The sequence below is a fragment of the Nostoc sp. LEGE 12454 genome (assembly GCF_056620565.1).
Genome location: NZ_JBWQXL010000001.1, coordinates 315,632 through 336,185 on the forward strand (window position 1 = coordinate 315,632; position 20,554 = coordinate 336,185).

Genomic DNA, 20,554 nt, shown 5'->3' on the forward strand with positions numbered 1-20,554 from the left:
GCGGTAGCTAGTCCATGTACCCGTGCGGGGAAGCAAGCTAAATGCAGCGTCTCGTAGAGAGGCTCATTACGAATTATTGTAATCGCTTGTACCTCCTTGAGTACGTTTGATTCTTTTCATCGCCATTTCTAAACTTAACTGCATCCGTTTAAAGGCTTTAGCTAAATTACCGATTTCATCATTAGACATCTGCTCAAATTCAACTTCCATGTGTCCCGTACTAACTTCTTCGGCTATGCGAGTCATGCGTTTGAGAGGTCTGACAACTTGTCGATTTAAGAACAAGTTGACTAACAGGATAGTCGCTATAAATATAGCTGATACAATCAAGATAATTAGTAAGGAAGACTGATTTGCTTTTTTGATGACATTATTGGCAGGTACTGATATAATCTGAGCGCCAACAATTTCATTAAGTTTCCACCCAAATCCATTAGCAGCACCATAAAGACTAATCATACTTTGAGGTGCTGCTTCAGGTACACTATGACAGACCAGACAGCTTTGTTCAGACACTGCTAAGGGACGAGCAATATAAAAGATATCCCCACCAGGAATTGAGCGAAATCCACTAACTTCTTTAAGGTCTGATTTATTTCTGAACTGTTCTACAATTTCCGTTTCAAAACCGTCAGCCTTATCCCGAAGATTTGTGGGATTGAGAGTTGCTTCTTTATAAAAGAAATCACGGTAGTCTGTTGTTTGCCGTAAAATTTCAAATACTTCTCGTGCTGAGTATGCAGGAACGGTTTGCGGCAAGAATTCAGTAGCCAATTTATCAACTAGCTCTGGATTCACTTGCGCACTGGTATATTTACGAACAGAACTCATTGTTTGCATGAGTATGAGACCAGTGGAGCTAATATCTTGTTTAGCATTTTCCCTCAGCAGAGAAGAAAGAGTAAATCCACTCAAGCTCAGACCAAATGTCAAAATTACCAGTAGCAAAATTGTAAATTTTTGTTTCAAATTGAGATTCTTTAGCATAATTTTAGATTACTTACAAGTCAAATTATTATGAACATATATGTCTAAAGTTACTGTTTACTCTAGCATGAGCAATCAACTTTCATATTTTCGTATAAAGGCATAGTTTAGGCAAAACTATGAGGGTATATTCAAACTTTATACTATTAGTAATTATTCAGGTTAATAAAAATGCTATGTAAGTAACTAATTTTCAAAAAGCTACAACAGCAATTCAAATGGAATTCCCAAAAATTCGTGTTGGCTGTTCTGATACCGTGCCAAAATAAATACCAGCAACTGTCAAATATTACTAATGGTGTGGAATGCAGGAAAGTCTTTATTCGGGGGACGCTACATTATTGAAAGCCAACTAGGTGAAGGCGGAATTGGCATTACTTATCTTGCCAGAAATCAACGAAATCAACAGCGAGTGATTAAAACCCTCAAAGAAGAAATCCTGAATCACCCCGCCTGGATACTCCACCGAAACAAGTTAAGGCAAGACTTTCGTGATGAAGCAGTTCGGCTGGCTGTGTGCCACCATCCTCATATAGTACAGATAGAAACCATCTTTGATGAAGGGAATTTGCCCTGCATGGTGATGGATTACATCGAAGGGGAAGACTTAGCACAGCGCTTGAGGCGAATAGGGGTGCTATCAGAGCCAGAAGCACTACTTTACATCCGGCAAATTGGCGATGCTTTGACCCTAATCCATTCTAAAGGACTGTTGCATCGGGATCTCAAACCACGCAACATCATGATCCGCATTGATAAATTAGAAGCAGTGCTGATAGACTTTGGCATCGCTAGAGAATTTATTCCTAATACGATCCAAAGGCATACAGTGTATCGTACTCCTGGTTTTGCCCCACCTGAACAGTATGAATCAGAAGCGCCGCGAGGAGAATACATTGATATTTACGCCCTAGCTGCTACTTTGTATAACTTGCTTACCGCAGTTGTACCGACTAGTGCAGATGATAGACGTCACAATATTAATTTAGAACCACCACAATATTTTAATCCCAACATCAGCAACAGGGTAAATCAAGCTATTATGTGCGGCATGGATCTGGAGTCAACTTATCGTCCCCAGTCTGTGCAGGAGTGGTTGGATTTATTGGGCCCTGATACTGGGGAAAATGTAACCAAAACATTATCTACTTTAGCGATAAAGCCTAGACTGCAACTACCTGTACCTGTTGTATTAGATCGGCAGAACTGGCAATGCGTACAGACCCTCAAAGGTCATTCTAGTATGGTTCATGCGATCGCCATTAGCCCAGACGGGCAATTTCTTGCTAGTGGCAGTAATGACAAGACCATCAAACTTTGGCAAGTGGGCACTGGCAAGCTAGTGCGTCAACTGGGTCGCTGGTCTTCTAGTCATTCCAGTATGGTTAATTCCGTCGCCTTTAGCCCAATCTCTTCAAACCTTTCTTATCAAGGCGAATCTGGCAAATCTGCGAAAGTTACAGACCTGAACCGAGGAATCTTAGCTAGCGGGAGTTGGGATAATACAATCAAATTGTGGGATGTCAACACGGGTAAAGAAATTCGTACTCTTACTGGTCATACTAATTGGGTGAATTCCGTTACTTTTAGTCCAGATGGCAAGTTTTTGGCTAGTGGTAGCGCTGACTGCACAATCAAACTGTGGCAGGTACACACAGGCATAGAAATCCAAACTTTCACAGGTCATTCCGACCCAGTTTCGTCAGTCGCCTACTCTCCGAGAACGCCTGCAACTAATAGCCAGGATAGACAACTAGTGGCTAGTGGCAGTAATGATTACACTATTAAATTGTGGCAAGTATATACAGGCAGAAACATTTACACACTCACAGGTCATTCTTTCTTTGTCAACTGTATCGCCTTCAGCAAAAATGGGGAAATTATTGCCAGTGGCAGTGGTGACAACACGATTAAACTCTGGCATGTAAATACAGGCAGAGAAATTCGTACTCTCATTGGTCATTCTGATTCAGTTTGGTCAGTCGCCTTTAGCCAGGATGGACAATTTCTCGCTAGTGGCAGTTGGGACAACACTATCAAACTGTGGCACATACACAGTGGTAGAGAAATCAGCACACTTACAGGCCATTCCAATTATGTTAGATGTGTCGCCTTCAGTCCCGATGGCCAAACCCTAGTTAGCGGTAGTGATGACGACACTATTAAAATTTGGCGAAGGGGATAGTAAATAATTCGTAATTTTTCTATAAATCTACAGATAGAACTGCGATCGCCCCAAATTTGTGACAATAATGACGGCAACCGTTATTTTTGAACAAAAATAAATTATATGGGCTTTGGTATTGGTGATTTATTTTGGATATTTCTCCTTCTGACTTCTTTGCAACCCCTTTGGCAAAAACGTCAAATAGAATATCGGCGCTTGCGTGCTTTACAACAATTCCAGCAGGAACGCAAAAGTCGGGTGATTTTACTAATTCACCGTCAAGAGTCCATTAGCTTTTTGGGAATTCCCGTATCTCGCTACATTACTATTGAAGACTCAGAACAAATATTGCGAGCAATTCGCCTCACACCGCCGGATGTAGCAATTGATTTAATTTTGCACACTCCTGGCGGTTTGGTTTTAGCTACGGAACAAATCGCCAGAGCGTTAATTCGCCACCAAGCAAAAGTCACAGTTTTTGTACCCCACTATGCTATGAGTGGCGGTACAATGCTTGCCCTCGCCTCTGATGAAATTATTATGGATGCTAACGCTGTCTTGGGTCCAGTTGATCCCCAACTGGGTAATTACCCCGCAGCCAGTATCTTGAAAGTAGTTGAAGATAAACCCATTGGTGAGATTGATGACCAAACCCTAATTATGGCCGATCTCTCACGCAAAGCAATACAGCAGGTACAGAGGTTTGTGCGAACTTTGCTAAAAGACAGTATACCCAAACAAAAAGTTCTGCCAGAAAATATCGAACCGATTATCGAAGCCTTGACAACTGGACGCGTCACCCACGACTATCCCATCACTATTGAAGAAGCAACAGAAATGGGGCTGCCCGTAACCGTCGGACTGCCCCATTCTATTTACGATCTCATGGATCTGTACCCACAGCCACAAGGAGGACGACCCAGCGTGCAGTACATTCCTATGCCTTACAATGACCGCCGTCCAATTCTACCTACACCCAAGGGCAGACCCTTAGAAGAACCAAATCAGATCGCTTGAGCGGCTTTGGGATAGGAGTTTTTTCTGGCAACTAGGGTGTAGCTGTTGGTGTAGCTGTCGGTGTAGCTGTCGGTGTCGCTGTCGGTGTAGCTGTCGGTGTAGCTGTCGGTGTCGCTGTTGGCGTTGCTGTCGGTGTAGCTGTTGGTGTTGCTGTTGGCGTTGCTGTCGGTGTCGCTGTTGGCGTTGCCGTCGGCGTAGCTGTTGGCGTAGCTGTTGGCGTAGCTGTCGGTGTCGCTGTCGGTTTAGTTGTCGGTTTAGTTGTTGGTTTAGTTGTCGGCTGGCTGAAGAGTGTCTTTGCTTCTTCATTCAGCTTTTGGCGGAGTGCTAAATTAGCAATTCCAGTTTCTTGCAACTGATATTTCTTCTGATACTCCTTCACCACTTCTTCCGTGCGGGAACCATAAAAATGATCGCGCGGCAGGGGAGGATTTGGCTTCACTACTGCATTCAAATTTCTGTGTAGAATTTGAACGATGTTAGCAGCAAAATCTTGGGTTTTTGGTCCTGCTATACCATCAACTGGTTTTAGCTTATAACCAGTCTGAAATTCTCGAATTGCCTTTTTAGTTTCCGCATCTGTCAAAGCGGTATTTGTTACCTTGACGTTATAGCCTAATCCCCGCAATACTTGACGGAATTGCTGGGGCGTATAACTTTTTTGAGGGGCTGCAAAACCTGTGTCTGCAATTACCAAACTAGCAGTCATCAGGCAAGTAACAGCAAAGGTTGCGCTTGATTTTCCAAACCCACACCACATACTTAAAAACTCCTTTGGGTCAAATCAGCAGGATCATAAACGTTAACAGCTGCATTTTAAGTTTGTTTAATAACTTTTTTCACGATTATTTAATGAATTTTGAACAAATTGTGATTTTTTTTTGTTAAATTTAGCTAGATATTTAAACAATAATTTCTGTCATCCATCAAAAGAAGTATCTTGTATTAGCAAAGATACAGCGGTTATCATTCTGAAGCGAATATACCCTTTTAACCCTAAATTACGTTAGAAAATCACATCTGTGCATTGAGCGTCAACTGAAGGTGAAAGGCAGTCTCTTTACCTGTGGCTGTGCTGCAATGAGGAGTATTTTCAGCCTATGGTTGGAAAAGAGGTTTTCAAGGAGTTTTGTTTTGGACTGAAGTTGACACCCATGACAGATGTGTACTTCTACTGGGGTCTACTTGACTGGAAATTGCTGTAATTGGTTAGAAAGGGCAAAAAATTAATAAATGAAAAAGTTTATTTTTTAAACACCTCAACAGGTATCATATATTACAAAAAATGAAAAATATAAAATCATCTAAGCAGCGTAATCTTTGGGTTGAAAGATTTATGGCAATTGCTGCCGCAGTAAATTTAGGTTTAGTTGTGTTTGATTTAAGTTACGTACCTTGGCGAGATTTCTACTTGCGAAAACTTCCCCAAATTACTAAGATTTATGACCCAATCAAAGGTATTGAAAGTCATCGAGACACAAAAAGTTATCTAGAAACAGTAGATGCATTAGAAGAACAAGTTAGGCAAACAGGGTTACAGTCGCCTCAGGTAAATAACAGGCTAATACAAATAAGTCGTCTTAGCAGCGAGATGATTGACAGTAACCCGTTTGCGGGAGCTAATAAGAGTGGGACGCTAGAAAAAATCAAACAAAGGATGCGATCGCACATCCGCAAAGAATCTGCAAAACAGTCCTTCGCTACTTTTTGGAGTCAGCCGCATCTATCACAAAATGGCTGGCTTGAAGAAATTAATTTTTTTAACAAAAGCATCCGCCCTTTGATCGCCAGTAACTACTACCGCCAAATCGGGGAAAATGGCGATTTTATTGATAAATTTTGGATTATTGACTTACCTTTTGTGATTTTATTTGGCGTAGAATTGCTGGGGCGCACCTTCTTGCTCAAACGCCAACATCCTGGTTTTAGCTGGTTAGAAGCACTATTATGGCGTTGGTACGATTTATTTTTACTACTGCCATTTTGGCGAGGGTTGCGAATCATACCTGTATTAATTCGCCTCGATCAAGCGCGGTTATTGAATCTGCATCCAGTACGAAAGCAAATTAATCAGGGGATTGTCGCCAATTTTGCCGAAGAACTTACAGAAATTGTCGTGGTGAGAGTGATTAATCAGGTTCAGGGTTCAATTCAGCGGGGTGAATTAACGACCTGGCTCTCACAACAAGAAAATTTACGTCCCTACATAGATATTAATAATGTGAATGAAGTGGAGGCGATCGCAAGTCTTTTGGTAAAAACAATTGTCTACCAAGTGCTACCTGATATTCAACCTGCGATCGTTGCTATTCTCCGCCACAACATCGAAACCGTTTTTCATCAAGTCCCTGTCTACCGCAACCTCCAGAACCTCCCTGGCGTGGGACAGGCTCAAACCCAGTTAAGCGAACAACTGGCGACTCAAATCACAACTAATCTTTATAAAACTTTAGTTAGCGCTGTTGAAGACCCTGTAGGAGCAAAACTCACCAGTCAGCTAGTAGAAAGCTTCACCAAGGTATTGGGATCTCAAATCAAGGAAAAACATGTACTCTCAGAAATTCAGAGTTTACTTTTTGACTTCTTAGAGGAAATCAAACTTAACTACGTCCAGCGTTTATCCCAAGAAGACATAGACCAAATTATCGAGCAAACCCGGCAGCTACGAACACAAGTATCAGTTCCCGTAGTAGTAGATAAAGGCGCTACTTTCCCAAAAATACGGGAAGGATAGGGAGAACTGAGGCGCAGGGGAGCAGGGGAAATGAGTGGACAACAAGAACAACCAATGCCCACTTGCCCTGAGCGTTCGCGCAGCGTCTCCGTTAGGAGAAGCCGAAGGGATGCCCCATGCCCAATGCTCAATGCCCAATACACGACTATAAAAGAAATGCGCTAAACTCGAATTAGGCGAATCATCATTTGGTTCGTCACAAGACTTCTTGGAAGATATACCTATCGCAGGAAGTGGGTCGATGCCCACTTTTTTTATTGAATTCTCTCATGGCTCATCCTTTAGTTCCACAAATTATTGATTTGGCGACACCAGTGGCAGAAGAACTGGGATTGGAAGTGGTTGGCGTGGTTTTTCATACCAACCAAAGTCCACCAGTGTTGCGGGTAGACATTCGCAATCCTGAGCAAGATACTGGGTTGAACGATTGTGAGAGGATGAGCCGTGCTTTAGAAGCCTCCTTAGATGCTGCGGAAATCGTTCCAGATACATACGTCTTGGAAGTGTCTAGTCCTGGTATTTCGCGGCAACTGGTAACAGACAGGGAGTTTATTTCCTTTAAAGGATTTCCTGTCATTATCTCCACAACGCCCCCCTACGACGGACAACAAGAGTGGATTGGTCTGTTGATTCGTCGGGATGAGACAGCACTTTACTTAAACCAAAAAGGTCGTGTAGTCGAAATTCCCCGCTCCCTAATTACTAAGGTGCAGTTAGAGGAGCGCCGATAAACAAAGGGCTATGGCTCAAGAGTTAGAGACTAGAGCACCTTAGCTCAAGGCTAAAGATTAGGAACTAAGGGCTAAAGGTTAGGGGCTAGAGGTTAGAGATTAGTTTAAAGCTATTCTCTAATCCCTGGCTCTAGTGCGTAGTTTTCAGTCCCTAGTCTCCAGTCCCCACTCAGTAGAGACGCGATTAATCGCGTTTCTCCCCACTCCCTAATTTTTAAAGGAGATTGCTTATGTCAATGGTTACTTTACCTGGATTAAAAGAATTAATTGAAAGTATAAGTCGCGAACGGAATTTACCCCGGCTTGCAGTTCAATCAGCTATTAGAGAAGCACTACTCAAAGGCTATGAACGCTATCGCCGCGCCCAAAATTTAGAACGCAAACAGTTTGACGAAGATTATTTTGAAAATTTTGAAGTAGAACTCGATATTGAAGGAGAAGGATTTCGCGTTCTTTCCACCAAAACTATTGTCGAAGAAGTAGATAACACAGACCACCAAATTTCCCTAGACGAAGTTCAACAAGTCGCTCCCGAAGCGCAGTTAGGTGACTCTGTAGTGCTGGATGTTACTCCCGACCAAGGAGAATTTGGTCGGATGGCGGCAATGCAAACTAAGCAAGTATTGGCGCAAAAATTACGGGATCAACAGCGCCAGATGGTGCAAGAAGAGTTCCAAGATTTAGAAGGAACTGTTCTCCAAGCAAGAGTCCTGCGGTTTGAGCGGCAATCAGTGGTTCTAGCAGTTAGCAGCGGCTTTGGTCAGCCAGAAGTAGAAGCCGAATTACCGAAGCGAGAACAGTTGCCCAACGATAATTATCGAGCAAATGCCACCTTCAAGGTATATCTGAAAAAAGTCTCCCAAGGTCAGCAACGAGGACCACAGTTGCTTGTGTCTCGTGCTGATGCTGGTTTGGTAGTTTATCTTTTCGCCAACGAAGTCCCAGAAATTGAAGATGAAGTGGTACGGATTGTTGCCGTAGCTAGGGAGGCAAACCCCCCTTCCCGTTATGTCGGCCCCCGGACTAAAATAGCAGTAGATACTCTCGATCGCGATGTAGACCCAGTAGGCGCTTGTATTGGAGCTAGGGGATCGCGAATTCAAGTGGTAGTCAACGAATTACGCGGTGAAAAAATAGATGTAATTCGCTGGTCGCCAGATCCAGCAACATACATTGCTAATGCCTTAAGTCCAGCACGGGTAGATGAAGTACGCTTGATGGACCCAGAATCACGGCAAACTCACGTACTTGTAGCTGAAGATCAATTGAGTTTGGCTATTGGCAAAGAAGGACAAAACGTTCGTTTGGCAGCCCGTCTGACTGGTTGGAAAATAGACATTAAAGACAAAGCTAAGTATGACTATGCAGCAGAGGATACCAAATTTGCAGCCGTCAGAACAAAATATCAATCAGAGGAATCAGAAGAAGACGACTCGGACTTTGAAGAAGAATTCGAGGATGAAAATCAGAACGAATTAGAAGAGGAAGATAGTTTTGACAATAACGATGATGAATAATTGATTAATTTTGTAAAGTTTTGATACTGTGAGATGGTAGTCTCAGTCTCAAAAGCTACTTGGTATAAGTAAAAAATAGTAATAATAAACTTATTTTTACTTCCATTATCCTGGACTGAGATCGCAAAGAACCGATGAAACCAAATTATCGGCGCTGTATTAGCTGCCGGAAAGTAGGCTCAAAAGATCAGTTTTGGCGGATTGTCCGCGTCTTTCCCGATGGAAAGGTACAATTGGATCAGGGCATGGGGCGTTCTGCCTATATTTGTCCAGAAACGAGTTGCTTACAAGCGGCTCAAAAAAAAAATCGACTAGGGCGATCGCTACATGCATCAGTGCCAGAAGCACTGTACCAAAGCTTGTCGCAACGTCTAGCCCGCAGTAATACCCAAAACCAAATTTAGTTGGAACAACTTTGTAACGTCATCATTAGAAAAATTGTGTCGAAAGCCGAAGTCGCGCTTTCATCACACTCTCTATCGATCGTTAAGGTTAGTGCCAAAATAGTAAATGGGTGTAAAAGGCATTCGGCTCTCCAATAACGAGGGACGAGGCAACATTCCCAGAACAAGATGTAATCGATTGTGTTGTGGAAGACTCAGAATCAACAAAACAAGAAACTACAAAATGGCAACCTGGTAGCGCTCAGGCGCAGTTCGGCGTCAAGGGTTCCTATAAAAATCTTTTATTTAAGAAATTTTTATGGGTATCCCTCAACCATCATTCCTGGTGGGGATGCCATTATTAAACCGAAACATCTCTCTTTCCTGATTGGAGGCACCGGCAAAAACTGAACGGCAGTCTAAAAACAGTAATCCAAGGATGGAGATGTCGCAAACCAGGCAACCATCCGCTAAAACTGTAAATTAAAGGGGAAGAGTGGATGAACAACGGCAAAGTTAGAATTTATGAATTATCAAAGGAATTGAATTTGGATAACAAAGAGCTACTAGCAATTTGCGACCAGCTCGATATTGCGGTCAAAAGCCATAGCAGCACGATTTCAGAAACCGAGGCAGAAAACATCCGGGCGGCAGCAGAAAAGCTTGCAGCTACGAATGTGTCAGCCAAAAAGGAACTAGGTACAACCAGCCATAAGCCAAATTCACCACCCAACGGCGGACGTAACCGACCTGCTGCACCCCACAAACAGCAAATTTTGGAAATACGCAAACCCAAAATATTGAGAAATACTACTCCCAACGCCCCAGAGGCGTCACTTGCTAACAATACCCAAGCTGCCTTGTCTGAAGCTAATCCTCCCTCTCCTCCACGGCCTTTCGCTACACCAGTCTCACCCCTGAAACCGGCAGCACCAACTCGACCTGTGCCCCGGACTCAATCTGAGACTCAAGAGCAACCTCCGATCGCTGACTTGGAACAAACGCCTAATCCAAATCCGGCACCGGAAAAAATAGCATCCCAAAAACCGGAAAAAACAGTTTCACCGAGACCAAAATCGGAAAAACCGATCAAACCGCAACTAGTTGCTCCTCCAGCCAGACCTGAGGCAGAAGTTGCCCAGGTGGTGGCAGATGAGGCGCCAGTATCTCAGGCAGATAAACCGATCCTCAAGCGCGACCAACGGCTACGACCAGCAGAAGGCGATCGCGAACAAATTAAGCCGAGAGTCGCTAAACTGCCAACAGACCAGTCCCCACCAGGTGCGCCACAAAGGACAAGTCGTCCCACTCCTGCACCCAGCAGACCAGAGCAGAGAGGCAATAGACCATCTGCACCATCACAACTCGGAGACGGACAAAGACCCAGACCGGCACGTCCAGGTGAAGCAGTAGCAGCCGCAATGCCGATCGCTACTCCACCCAGACAGATGTCAGGCATAGCGGGCAAATCTCAAGGATTGGGTGATGAACCAGTCACACCGGATCTCCTCGATTTGAAACGCCCGAGTCCGCCTCGACCGACCAAAGGCGGCAAAAAGTGGGTAGAAGAGGAAATAATTGACGAAGTTAAAGAAAAGGCAAAAGCTGGCGTCAAAGGCAAGCGAATCAAACCCATACTTGATGATGAGTTTGAAGAAGATTTGCTGGATGATGACGATATAGATTCACCAGCCACAGTCCAAGTCAGCCTTTCCATTGCTCGTCCTCCCAAACCGAAAGCGACTCGACCTGTACAGATGCCAGGTGCAACCCTTGCTAGCGCCCCAACTGCAAGAGCCAGAAAGTCTGGTTCCAGGTCTGGTTCCAAATCTGGTGGGCGCGACCATCACCAAAACCGTCGCCAAGAAGCCGAGACAAAACGCGATCGCCCCGAAAAAGTGACGATCACAGGGCCATTGACAGTACAAGAACTGTCTGACGTATTAGGCGTTGCCGATACAGAGATTGTCAAAATCCTGTTCCTGAAAGGTATGGCGGTGAGTATCACTCAAAATCTAGATATTCCCACAATTACCCTGGTAGGAAAAGAACTAGAAATAGAAGTTGAAACCGTCGAACGAGAAGCAGAAGCTCGGAAAATCACGGAAATGGTCGGTGCAGAAGACCAAGAATATCTCCACCGCCGTCCGCCAGTCGTGACAATTATGGGTCACGTAGACCACGGTAAAACAACCCTGCTCGACTCAATCCGCAAAACCAAAGTGGCTGCGGGCGAAGCTGGCGGGATCACTCAACACATCGGTGCATACCATGTGGATGTCGAACATGAGGGCAAACCACAGCAGATAGTCTTCCTGGATACTCCTGGTCACGAAGCCTTTACAGCTATGCGGGCACGAGGAGCGCGGGTAACAGATATTGCCGTCTTAGTAGTCGCTGCTGATGATGGTGTGCGTCCCCAAACCATTGAAGCCATTAGCCACGCCCAAGCAGCGGGAGTACCAATTGTAGTTGCAATCAACAAAATTGATAAAGAAGGGGCACAGCCAGAGCGGGTTAAACAAGAACTTACCCAGTATGGTCTGACATCAGAAGACTGGGGCGGTGAAACAATCATGGTTCCTGTGAGCGCCATCAGAGGTGAAAATCTGGATACGCTCTTAGAGATGATTCTCTTAGTAGCAGAGGTTGCAGAACTATCTGCTAACCCCGATCGTACCGCCAAAGGAACTGTCATTGAAGCACATCTGGATAAAGCTAAGGGAGCAGTTGCTACCTTGCTAATTCAGAACGGTACCCTACATGTGGGAGATATTTTAGTAGCTGGCTCGGCCTTTGGTAAAGTCCGGGCGATGGTAGATGACAGAGGTAAGAGAGTAGACATTGCTTCTCCTTCCTTTGCTGTCGAGGTACTAGGTTTAAGTGATGTGCCGGCAGCCGGCGACGAGTTCGAGGTCTTCCAGAACGAAAAAGAAGCCAGAGCACTCGCTAGCGATCGCGCCGACAGACAACGCTTATCCCGTTTGTTACAGGGTCGTGTTACCCTTACAACCCTGTCGGCTCAAGCACAAGAAGGCGAGTTGAAAGAACTCAACTTGATCTTGAAAGGAGACGTACAAGGTTCGGTAGAAGCCATTGTGGGAGCGCTCAAGCAAATCCCGCAAAACGAAGTCCAAATTCGGATGTTGTTGGCTACTGCTGGGGAAATCACCGAGACAGATATCGATTTAGCTGCTGCCAGTAACGCTGTAATTATCGGCTTCAACACCACCTTTGCCAGTGGCGCTAGACAAGCCGCCGATGAAGCAGGTGTCGATGTCCGGGAATATAACGTCATCTACAAACTCCTAGAAGATATCCAAGATGCCTTGGAAGGTCTTTTGGAACCAGAGTTGGTGGAAGAACCCTTGGGTCAAACCGAAGTCCGTGCCGTCTTCCCAGTCGGTCGCGGTGCGGTTGCTGGTTGCTACGTTCAATCTGGCAAGCTAGTTCGCAACTGCAAAGTCAGAGTACGACGCGGCGGTAAGGTGATCTTTGAAGGCGTCCTTGATTCCCTAAAACGGATGAAAGAAGATGCCCGTGAGGTCAACGCCGGTTATGAATGCGGTGTCGGCATAGATAAATTCAATGATTGGGTTGAAGGTGACATCATCGAATCCTATCAGATGGTTACGAAGCGCCGCACTCTCACCTTAACAAGGTAGTGTTAAGGGTAAAATGGTTAGAAGTTAGGAGTGATAAATTAGGAGCTGGGAGTTAAAGGCTGCTAATTCCTAACTCCTAACTCTTAACTTACAACTTTTTATAATATGCATTCATTTCGCTCTGAACCTATTTTGTGGATTCACGTCGCTGGATTAGCGACGTTGCCTGTTTTTTTAGTACTCTGCTTATTGTTCTTGTCTGTAGGCGAGCCATTTTTACCAGTTTGGATGGAGCTATTGTTAGTTGCCGCCATTGGTGTTCTCCCCCTGCTATGGATGCAGTTGCGTCGCCCTTTTTATATATTTGCTCTTTTAGGAATAGCCCAAAAACCAGAAAATCTGACTGAGCGGCAGCGAAAAATTCTCTGTTTAATTAATACAAAATTAAATCGTATCCTGGCATTGGTGGCAGCAGTATTGTCGGTTGGGATACTGTGGTATCTTTACCAAATTGCCCCATTAGTAGCAAATTCAGCGAAATTTCTCCCACAATGGCGCAGTCTTGCACTAGTGCTGGCGGGATTAGCATTTTTGGGTGGCAATCTATTTTTACAAATACCTGTGAGTGTAATGCGAGTTTTGGTGACTAATGACACAGAATTCGCTGGCATAGAACCATTATCTTTAGAAAAGATTAAGCAAGATTTCACAATTTTAGGGGTGCGAGTTAATCAAATCGTGCCTCGATTATTACAATCCTTGTTTAAGATCAATACAGATTCGTAGCAGCCCGTAAAGTATATTATTTAACTTTAAAGGGCTACAAATAAGTAGCAGAGGAGCAGGGGGAACAGGGGAGGCAGGGGGAGATGAATTAATAATCAATGCCCAATGCCCAATTCCCAATGCCCAATGCCCAATTACCCTTGAACTTAAAACAAAGGAATTAGGAACTATGGCTCAAATTCCAGCTTCTAGCGATCGCCAATTTTCTGCCGATACTGAAATTTGGTATAGCCTCAAATGTGCGATCTCCACTAGTTCAGGTTTTCAACGCTGGCAACTAGAACGCGATGCTCAATTAGAGGGAATTCGCTTGGAACATCAGGTACAACGGTATTTAAGAGAAACTTTAGAAACTTTAGCTTACTAAATACCAAATAAATCTTGTAGGTTTGTTTGCAAGCGGCGGAGTTGACGGTATGCACCCTGCAAGCGATCGCCATCAACTTCCACTTCATTTGTGGGATAATTTTTAATAATTTCAATCAGCGACACTTGCTCGTCTTGATTCGCAGAAAGTACCAAAGCGGCTCGTAAAGCTTGCCGATTTGCTCTTTGAGACGGTGTAGAAATAACTTGACTAATTCGATCCAAAATAATATTACCAATCTGGCTATTTAGCACTCTATCTAAAAATACAGGGTTTACCTTCACAGGCTTTGTTAAATACTGACGAATGGCTTTGGGGTCTTGTCGTGCCAAAGCTAAATTAACTCTTAGTGAACCTGAGAGTTCACCTGTTTGGGCAAAGGTGGATAGTTCCTCTACAGAAAGTGATTCACGGAAAATACCATACTTCAGGACTACTCGTTCTGCCGCAAAGGCAGGAGTGGACAAAAACAGAAGACAGATAATGCCTACTAAAACTAAGACGCGACGCAGCCCTAAAAAATTAAAATGCATTTTTCCCGATTTCTAATAGGTTTGTTTTTTTCTGCGATCGTATTCCAACAGAATTAGTTGCAGCATCTAGCTTTAGGGAATACTGAAAATCGCCTCATCCCCATAGTGCCCCTAAGAAAATTTTCTGAATCACACAATATAACTAATGTATAAGTTCTGTAACCTCTCTAGGGAATTTAGCTGAATCAGTGCTAATCATCCAGTATAGTTTTGCATGGGTTTTAGAGCAGCTACAACGCTGTTATCTTTAACCTTATTCGACATACCGTAATTCAGCACATCACAGCACAGACGGAAAAAATGAAATATCGGGGTTCTCAAATTTCTCTGGCGAAAAATTTTCGCCTTCTTTCCAGCAGTCATCTCAGATATACTTTGCGCGTAGGAGCCGGGCTAACGGCAATACTTGTTGTTTCTAGTGGGTCAATACTACTACCTAGTGAGGTTAATGCTGGTGCGACTCATCCAGAAAATATCGCCCCAACTCGCACAGCCCAAGCTCCTGCAACTGCCGCAGCGATTTATGTTAATCCAACAACTGGTGCAGATAGGGCTGGTGCTGGTGCAACCTCGGCAGCACCCTACAAAAGCATCAGTTTCGCTCTCAGTCAAGCCCAAGCAGGTGCTGTTATTCAATTAGCACCTGGTACCTATAACCAGGAAAGTGGTGAAACCTTCCCGCTTTTACTTAAACCAGGGGTGACACTGCGGGGTGATGAAGCTACAAAAGGTCAGGCGATATTGATTACAGGTGGAGGCTTCTACACTAGTCGCACCTTTGCTAGACAAGACATTACCATCCTGGCCGAGCAAGATACCACGATCGCTGGTGTCAGCGTCACCAACCCAAATAGCCGAGGTACGGCTGTGTGGGTGGAGTCAACTAATCCTACTATCAAAAACAGTACTTTTACTAACAGTGTTAGAGAGGGTGTTTTTGTCACGGGTACAGGCAATCCCAGAGTCGAAGGTAATCTCTTTGTGCAAAACAAAGGGAATGGGATTTCAATTGCTAGAGCTGCCCAAGGAGAAATTCGGAGTAACTTATTTCAGGATACTGGTTTTGGTCTTGCGATCGGTGGCACTTCCACACCTCTAATTGTGGAAAATCAAATCATCGAAAACCAAGACGGTCTTTTTATCTCAGAGTCAGCGAAGCCTGTATTGCGTAAGAATGTCATTCAGAACAATAAGCGGGATGGAGTAGTAGCGACTGTCAACGCTTTACCCGATCTTGGCACCAACGAAAATCCTGGTGGCAACCTTATCCGCAATAACACTCGCTATGATGTGAACAACGCCACTAAAACCGGTCAAATTGCCGCTGTTGGCAACGATATCGATCAGAAAAAGATTTTCGGCTCAGTAAATTTCGTTGCCGGAGCTGTTGATGTACCCCCTGGAGGGCCTGTCGCATTTAAAGATGTGCCAGCAACTTACTGGGCAAAAACCTACATCGAAGCCTTAGCCTCCCAAAATATTATTGCGGGCTTTCCTGATGGCAGCTTTAAACCCAATGAACCTGTAACCCGCGCTCAATTCGCCACTATTGTCACTAAAGCCCTAACACCAGCAGCTAAACGCCCAGCAATTAAATTTAAGGATGTAGCAAGCAATTTCTGGGCTTACGCTGCCATTCAATCTGCTTACCAGAGTCAATTTGTTTCTGGTTATCCCGATGGCACTTTTAAGCCACAGCAGCAAATTCCTAGAGTGCAGGCGTTAGTCGCTTTAGCTAATGGTTTGGGCTTAACTGCGAGTAATCAAAATATCCTTTCCTTTTACACCGATGCTGCCCAGATTCCTAATTATGCGATCGCTCCTGTTGCTGCGGCAACTGCACGGCAACTAGTAATAAACTATCCCACAGTGAAGCAACTAAATCCTAATCGTCAGGCAACTAGAGCCGAGGTTGCTGCCTTTGTTTACCAAGCACTTGTCAATGCTGGACGTGCCCAACCCATTCCTTCATCCTATTTGGTAACAGCCCAGTAAATGTCTAGTTAGCAAATTGGAAGCGCCAGACTAATAATTTGTTAGTCTGGCGCTTCCAATTAATGTGAGTTTTATTAATTTTGGGGGTTTTTAAACATAAAATTTGGGGTCTTTAAATATGGCTGACCCCATTTGAATGTTATTGGGTTTATGGTCAGGGTCTTTATATTGGCTGACCCCGTTTCAATGATTTCCATTTTCTCAGAAATTTTTGCTTTTTAAGATTTCCTAATAATTTTTTTATTTTTTATTTTTTGATATTTTAATATTCATCAAAGCATTAATAAATTTGAAGAATATAAAGATATATCAAAAGAAAGGAGTCAAAAATTAACCAGCTAAAATTTCTACCTTCAGGAATTAGGATTTTTACCTGATTGAGGGCGTTGTTGTCGACGCTGTTCCCAGCGCCAAAGGAAAACCATTAAGGCAACTATTCCTACTTGGAGAGCTAAATTAGGCAAAGCACTCTCAACATTGCGTCCGGCAAGTACTTGGAAGAAAAAGACGAATGCACCGAGCGAACCAGAAGCAGCGAAAGCAATGTAAAAAAATTGTCGTAAACCGCGATAAGGAGCGGCTATTTCTGCTTTGAGGCTGGCATACTGTTCACGATTAAGGCGATTTTTGGGATTTTGATCTACCATGATTAAATCATGTTATACTCTTAGATTGTGTACGCCGATGTGGCTCAGTGGTAGAGCAGCTGATTCGTAATCAGCAGGCCGTGGGTTCAAATCCCATCATCGGCTTTGATAAAAGTATTGCTCAATAGTCAAGTTTGACACAAATCATGTACAGTGACTAATTATTTGTCGTCGGTGACAGATTAATGTCGCTGTGACAAATTATTGTCATCAAATCTAGATTATTACTAATGATGGTGATTATGTGACAGTGCCAGGAATCTGACTTTTCACGTTATGTGGAAAAGCCAACGATTGACCTAACCCCCTTCCCGACGCGGGAAGGGATAAAATTCAAAGTCTCTCTCCTTTTAGGAGAGAGATTTAGAGAGAGGTTTTCCAGATACCGTGAAAAGTCGGGCCAGGAATTCAGGTATTTACTACTAATTTGGGAGCGATCGCCTTCATCGCTAGAGATAACCAAAAACTATAATGAATGCATAAATAAAGCAATTTAGACAAGGTTAGGAGAATCTAAATAATGCAGGCTGATAGCATTTCAGAGCAAAGGTTACTTAAAAAAATTCGCCAGCTACCTCCTGAAAAAGTTTTGCTAGTTGAAGATTTTATTGATTCTTTGGATCGGCAAAATACAGACCATAGCCTTACCTTTGCAGCAGCAAAACTTTCTGAACCAGTTCTGCTAAAAATCTGGGATAACCCTGATGATGCAGCTTATGACACACTATAAATTTGGTGATGTTAGCTATTTTGGATTGATATGCGATCGCTCCTTCAAATCAAAGCCTTTAGTTATCACTCAAACTCAGTTTCGCAGAAAGCTTTTAACAAATCGATACAATTAGCGATCGCTCCTAAATGAGCAATTTCATATCCATGAGTATTTTGGGTAGGAAATGCCAAACAAGCAGCACGCCCAACATGACCAAATTTCATGGCAATCGAAGCATCGCTGCCAAATCCACTCAGAGTTGTGAATTGTATCGGCATATCGAGTTGCTTGGCACTATAGCGCAGTTGTCCATTTAGCCCTTCGTCATATATCCCATAAGCATCTTGAGATAAAAGTACAGGACTTTCCCCATCTTTAACAGGATATTCCTCAGATAAGGGACAAATTTCTAAAGCAATCAAGGCATCCAAACGCTGATTTTGGGTGAAAAATAGCGCCCCAATTGCTCCCACTTCTTCTTTCGCTGAAGCTACTAAATAAACATCAACTACTGGCTGCTTCAGGTTTTCAGCCAAAGCTAGCAAAATCGCAACAGAAGCTTTGTTATCCAAAGTATAACCAGCAATATGATCCTTTAACCGAATTGGACGCTTGCGATGTTTGCCAATCACCATTCTAGTTCCAGGTCGAATGCCAGCCGCTTCTAATTCAGCAGATGTCAGCTTCGTTTCAATCCAGGCATTTTCCCACTTAACAGTAGTATCTTCCTGCTGCACTTTTTGGGGTGATTCATGGGAAACGTGGCGAGAACCAAAGCTGAGAATACCGTTGATAATCTCGTTATCTCCCAGTAAATCGACAACGCCTTCGCCATAAACCCACGGGAAAGAACCGCCAAGTTTGCTGACTTTGACACGACCTTCATCACCAAGAGTCTTGACAATTGCGCCAATTTCGTCTTTATGTGCTGTAATCGCGATCGCTCCGTCTGGATTTTTCCCTGGAATCTTGGCAATAATATTATCGGCGCGATCGCACCAGACTTCCACACCCAGCGCCGCAAATCGTTTCATCAACAATTGGTTAATCTCAGCTTCTGCACCGCTTGGAGAATGGTGCATAACTAATTCTTCAATAATTTGAAATAAGCGATCGTAATCCCACATCAATACAGTTAGTTTAGTTTTCGACTGTTATATGAGACAATTGTGCATCAACAACCCGACCTGCTGACTTTTTTTGTTGACGTTTCAACACTCCTACCGCACCAAAAGCACCAAGGGCTAAAATCCCCAAGTTTATCGCAGGTTCAGGAACGGACTTAGCGTCAATCGCCGCCAGGGCTGTATCTGCTATCACCTTATGAGCAGCAGTGGTAGGGTGGAAACCGTCCCAGACAAGAAACTTGTTGTCACCTGGGTTACATATATCTGGCCTAGATAAACAGGACTCGGTTACATTCGTAAAACCTAATGCACTTGCCTGATTAAATAAAGAATAAGTATCAATAGAGATGATGTTGAGATTCGGGTTTTGATTCAAAGCGTTCACAGTTTGTGCTAAACCCAAGTTAAACTCACTAGTCGATTTACTGAGGGTTGTAGGGTTGCGACCGTTGATTTTAGCTGCTGGTAGCTGTCCCAAATCTGGCAAGTTAAACACCAAAATATTTTTTGCGCCGACTCCTACCAAAGTATTCAACGCCAGGGATATATTACTGATTGGCGTCTTCGAGTCTTCTGGGTTCAGAAAAAAGAAATCATTAGCACCTCCCCACAATGTGTAAAGTGCATCTGGGTCAGCAGTTTGATTATTTGCTTGCAGATTTCCAGCAAAACCAAGGACTTGTTTGAGTACTCCCGGTAAATTTTGATTGGGAACGACAGCGTTATCTAAACCAGAGCTAGCACCACCGAAAGCGAAGTTTATCCCTTGAGTAGGAGGTGTGGAAGGAATAGTAGTCAATAAAGTGGGCTTTAATCCTAGCTGATCTCCGAGATAATCTATCCAGACCGGCCCATCGGAAAAACGTCCATTAAAGTTAGGTGGACTTGCAGGGTATGTTTTACCCGTAGCATTATATATATTGCCTGTATCAGAAAGACTATCACCAAATACATAAAGCCGATCAAAACTCGCAACTGAGGCTTTGGTCGGCAACATGAAAGAAAATAGAACAAATCCTGCTGCTACAGCTTGTTTTTTCATATTTGTTTTACCTGCGATCTTTTTAATTTGTTTAAAAACAATGAAAGGGCGATAATCTGACAACTTACTCTTTTGAGATACTTCCAAACTAAGTACCTCTATTGACTTAATTTACGTTGTTTTACTTAACTATGCCTCAAAAATTCATCAAACACAGGTAAAAACGCTTAAAACACTTAGATTTACATTTTCTTGATGAAAAATATG

The 20,554-nt window shown here is 43.5% G+C and carries 17 protein-coding genes and 1 tRNA gene; 12 read left to right on the top strand and 6 right to left on the bottom strand.

Annotation, left to right across the window (positions count from 1 at the left end; all coding sequences use genetic code 11):
• Positions 1-66: 66 nt before the first annotated feature.
• Positions 67-987 (bottom strand): Tll0287-like domain-containing protein, encoded by a 921-nt coding sequence (locus tag AC1F2U_RS01385; RefSeq protein ID WP_480259508.1) that lies wholly within the window; start codon positions 985-987, stop codon positions 67-69.
• A 295-nt stretch (positions 988-1,282) separates the two neighbouring features.
• On the opposite strand from AC1F2U_RS01385, the gene AC1F2U_RS01390 reads away from it, so the two are divergent.
• On the top strand, positions 1,283-3,172 hold the full coding sequence (locus AC1F2U_RS01390; RefSeq protein ID WP_480259509.1) for a protein kinase domain-containing protein: 1,890 nt from the start codon (positions 1,283-1,285) through the stop codon (positions 3,170-3,172).
• Between the two features lie 105 nt (positions 3,173-3,277).
• Positions 3,278-4,171 carry an SDH family Clp fold serine proteinase gene (locus AC1F2U_RS01395; RefSeq protein ID WP_480259510.1) on the top strand — a complete coding sequence of 298 codons (894 nt, stop codon included), beginning with the start codon at positions 3,278-3,280 and terminating at the stop codon, positions 4,169-4,171.
• Between the two features lie 31 nt (positions 4,172-4,202).
• Here AC1F2U_RS01395 and AC1F2U_RS01400 read toward each other — a convergent pair whose 3' ends face one another.
• Positions 4,203-4,928: a peptidoglycan-binding domain-containing protein gene (locus AC1F2U_RS01400; RefSeq protein WP_480259511.1), complete on the bottom strand. Its 726-nt coding sequence runs from the start codon at positions 4,926-4,928 to the stop codon at positions 4,203-4,205.
• Positions 4,929-5,453: 525 nt separating this feature from the next.
• On the opposite strand from AC1F2U_RS01400, the gene AC1F2U_RS01405 reads away from it, so the two are divergent.
• The 7 genes from AC1F2U_RS01405 (at position 5,454) to AC1F2U_RS01435 (ending at position 14,291) form a co-directional block, all read left to right on the top strand.
• Positions 5,454-6,902, top strand: coding sequence for a hypothetical protein (locus tag AC1F2U_RS01405; RefSeq protein WP_480259512.1), 1,449 nt, complete (start codon positions 5,454-5,456; stop codon positions 6,900-6,902).
• A 269-nt stretch (positions 6,903-7,171) separates the two neighbouring features.
• The gene (gene rimP / locus AC1F2U_RS01410) at positions 7,172-7,633 is read left to right on the top strand and encodes a ribosome maturation factor RimP (RefSeq protein ID WP_289796851.1); all 462 of its coding nucleotides are present in this window, start codon (positions 7,172-7,174) and stop codon (positions 7,631-7,633) included.
• A 230-nt stretch (positions 7,634-7,863) separates the two neighbouring features.
• Entirely contained in the window at positions 7,864-9,150 is a 1,287-nt protein-coding gene (nusA, locus tag AC1F2U_RS01415; protein WP_335007920.1) for a transcription termination factor NusA, read from the top strand.
• 134 nt (positions 9,151-9,284) lie between these two features.
• Complete coding sequence (locus AC1F2U_RS01420) at positions 9,285-9,554, top strand: YlxR family protein (RefSeq protein ID WP_292734233.1); 270 nt, start codon at positions 9,285-9,287, stop codon at positions 9,552-9,554.
• Between the two features lie 479 nt (positions 9,555-10,033).
• Entirely contained in the window at positions 10,034-13,198 is a 3,165-nt protein-coding gene (gene infB, locus AC1F2U_RS01425; protein WP_480259513.1) for a translation initiation factor IF-2, read from the top strand.
• Between the two features lie 105 nt (positions 13,199-13,303).
• Positions 13,304-13,924 carry a low-complexity tail membrane protein gene (locus AC1F2U_RS01430; RefSeq protein ID WP_414513217.1) on the top strand — a complete coding sequence of 207 codons (621 nt, stop codon included), beginning with the start codon at positions 13,304-13,306 and terminating at the stop codon, positions 13,922-13,924.
• A gap of 169 nt (positions 13,925-14,093) precedes the next feature.
• On the top strand, positions 14,094-14,291 hold the full coding sequence (locus AC1F2U_RS01435) for a hypothetical protein (RefSeq protein WP_322660560.1): 198 nt from the start codon (positions 14,094-14,096) through the stop codon (positions 14,289-14,291).
• Here the strand turns inward: AC1F2U_RS01435 and AC1F2U_RS01440 are convergent.
• Positions 14,288-14,824, bottom strand: a complete 537-nt coding sequence (locus AC1F2U_RS01440) for an alpha/beta hydrolase (RefSeq protein ID WP_480259514.1) — start codon at positions 14,822-14,824, stop codon at positions 14,288-14,290. The two genes, AC1F2U_RS01435 and AC1F2U_RS01440, sit on opposite strands and share 4 nt — an antisense overlap.
• A gap of 300 nt (positions 14,825-15,124) precedes the next feature.
• On the opposite strand from AC1F2U_RS01440, the gene AC1F2U_RS01445 reads away from it, so the two are divergent.
• Positions 15,125-16,819 carry a DUF1565 domain-containing protein gene (locus AC1F2U_RS01445; RefSeq protein WP_480259515.1) on the top strand — a complete coding sequence of 565 codons (1,695 nt, stop codon included), beginning with the start codon at positions 15,125-15,127 and terminating at the stop codon, positions 16,817-16,819.
• 353 nt (positions 16,820-17,172) lie between these two features.
• Here the strand turns inward: AC1F2U_RS01445 and AC1F2U_RS01450 are convergent, their stop codons facing one another.
• Positions 17,173-17,466 (bottom strand): DUF3493 domain-containing protein, encoded by a 294-nt coding sequence (locus AC1F2U_RS01450; protein WP_480259516.1) that lies wholly within the window; start codon positions 17,464-17,466, stop codon positions 17,173-17,175.
• Positions 17,467-17,499: 33 nt separating this feature from the next.
• On the opposite strand from AC1F2U_RS01450, the gene AC1F2U_RS01455 reads away from it, so the two are divergent.
• Positions 17,500-17,571: transfer RNA gene (locus AC1F2U_RS01455), tRNA-Thr, on the top strand.
• Positions 17,572-17,986: 415 nt separating this feature from the next.
• Positions 17,987-18,196, top strand: coding sequence for a toxin-antitoxin system, antitoxin component, Xre family protein (locus AC1F2U_RS01460; RefSeq protein ID WP_480259517.1), 210 nt, complete (start codon positions 17,987-17,989; stop codon positions 18,194-18,196).
• Between the two features lie 65 nt (positions 18,197-18,261).
• Here the strand turns inward: AC1F2U_RS01460 and AC1F2U_RS01465 are convergent, their stop codons facing one another.
• On the bottom strand, positions 18,262-19,305 hold the full coding sequence (locus AC1F2U_RS01465; RefSeq protein WP_480259518.1) for a M42 family metallopeptidase: 1,044 nt from the start codon (positions 19,303-19,305) through the stop codon (positions 18,262-18,264).
• A gap of 13 nt (positions 19,306-19,318) precedes the next feature.
• Positions 19,319-20,347, bottom strand: a complete 1,029-nt coding sequence (locus AC1F2U_RS01470; protein WP_480259519.1) for an SGNH/GDSL hydrolase family protein — start codon at positions 20,345-20,347, stop codon at positions 19,319-19,321.
• Positions 20,348-20,554: the final 207 nt, after the last annotated feature.

Excerpts from the sequence above, each read along its gene's own strand:
- infB (WP_480259513.1), top strand. The coding sequence starts at position 10,034 with ATGAACAACGGCAAAGTTAGAATTTATGAATTATCAAAGGAATTGAAT.
- AC1F2U_RS01405 (WP_480259512.1), top strand. The coding sequence starts at position 5,454 with ATGAAAAATATAAAATCATCTAAGCAGCGTAATCTTTGGGTTGAAAGA.
- AC1F2U_RS01445 (WP_480259515.1), top strand. The coding sequence starts at position 15,125 with ATGAAATATCGGGGTTCTCAAATTTCTCTGGCGAAAAATTTTCGCCTT.
- AC1F2U_RS01465 (WP_480259518.1), bottom strand. The coding sequence starts at position 19,305 with ATGTGGGATTACGATCGCTTATTTCAAATTATTGAAGAATTAGTTATG.
- AC1F2U_RS01450 (WP_480259516.1), bottom strand. The coding sequence starts at position 17,466 with ATGGTAGATCAAAATCCCAAAAATCGCCTTAATCGTGAACAGTATGCC.
- AC1F2U_RS01420 (WP_292734233.1), top strand. The coding sequence starts at position 9,285 with ATGAAACCAAATTATCGGCGCTGTATTAGCTGCCGGAAAGTAGGCTCA.
- AC1F2U_RS01470 (WP_480259519.1), bottom strand. The coding sequence starts at position 20,347 with ATGAAAAAACAAGCTGTAGCAGCAGGATTTGTTCTATTTTCTTTCATG.
- AC1F2U_RS01395 (WP_480259510.1), top strand. The coding sequence starts at position 3,278 with ATGGGCTTTGGTATTGGTGATTTATTTTGGATATTTCTCCTTCTGACT.
- AC1F2U_RS01385 (WP_480259508.1), bottom strand. The coding sequence starts at position 987 with ATGCTAAAGAATCTCAATTTGAAACAAAAATTTACAATTTTGCTACTG.
- rimP (WP_289796851.1), top strand. The coding sequence starts at position 7,172 with ATGGCTCATCCTTTAGTTCCACAAATTATTGATTTGGCGACACCAGTG.
- AC1F2U_RS01440 (WP_480259514.1), bottom strand. The coding sequence starts at position 14,824 with ATGCATTTTAATTTTTTAGGGCTGCGTCGCGTCTTAGTTTTAGTAGGC.
- AC1F2U_RS01400 (WP_480259511.1), bottom strand. The coding sequence starts at position 4,928 with ATGTGGTGTGGGTTTGGAAAATCAAGCGCAACCTTTGCTGTTACTTGC.
- nusA (WP_335007920.1), top strand. The coding sequence starts at position 7,864 with ATGTCAATGGTTACTTTACCTGGATTAAAAGAATTAATTGAAAGTATA.
- AC1F2U_RS01460 (WP_480259517.1), top strand. The coding sequence starts at position 17,987 with ATGCAGGCTGATAGCATTTCAGAGCAAAGGTTACTTAAAAAAATTCGC.
- AC1F2U_RS01435 (WP_322660560.1), top strand. The coding sequence starts at position 14,094 with ATGGCTCAAATTCCAGCTTCTAGCGATCGCCAATTTTCTGCCGATACT.
- AC1F2U_RS01430 (WP_414513217.1), top strand. The coding sequence starts at position 13,304 with ATGCATTCATTTCGCTCTGAACCTATTTTGTGGATTCACGTCGCTGGA.
- AC1F2U_RS01390 (WP_480259509.1), top strand. The coding sequence starts at position 1,283 with ATGGTGTGGAATGCAGGAAAGTCTTTATTCGGGGGACGCTACATTATT.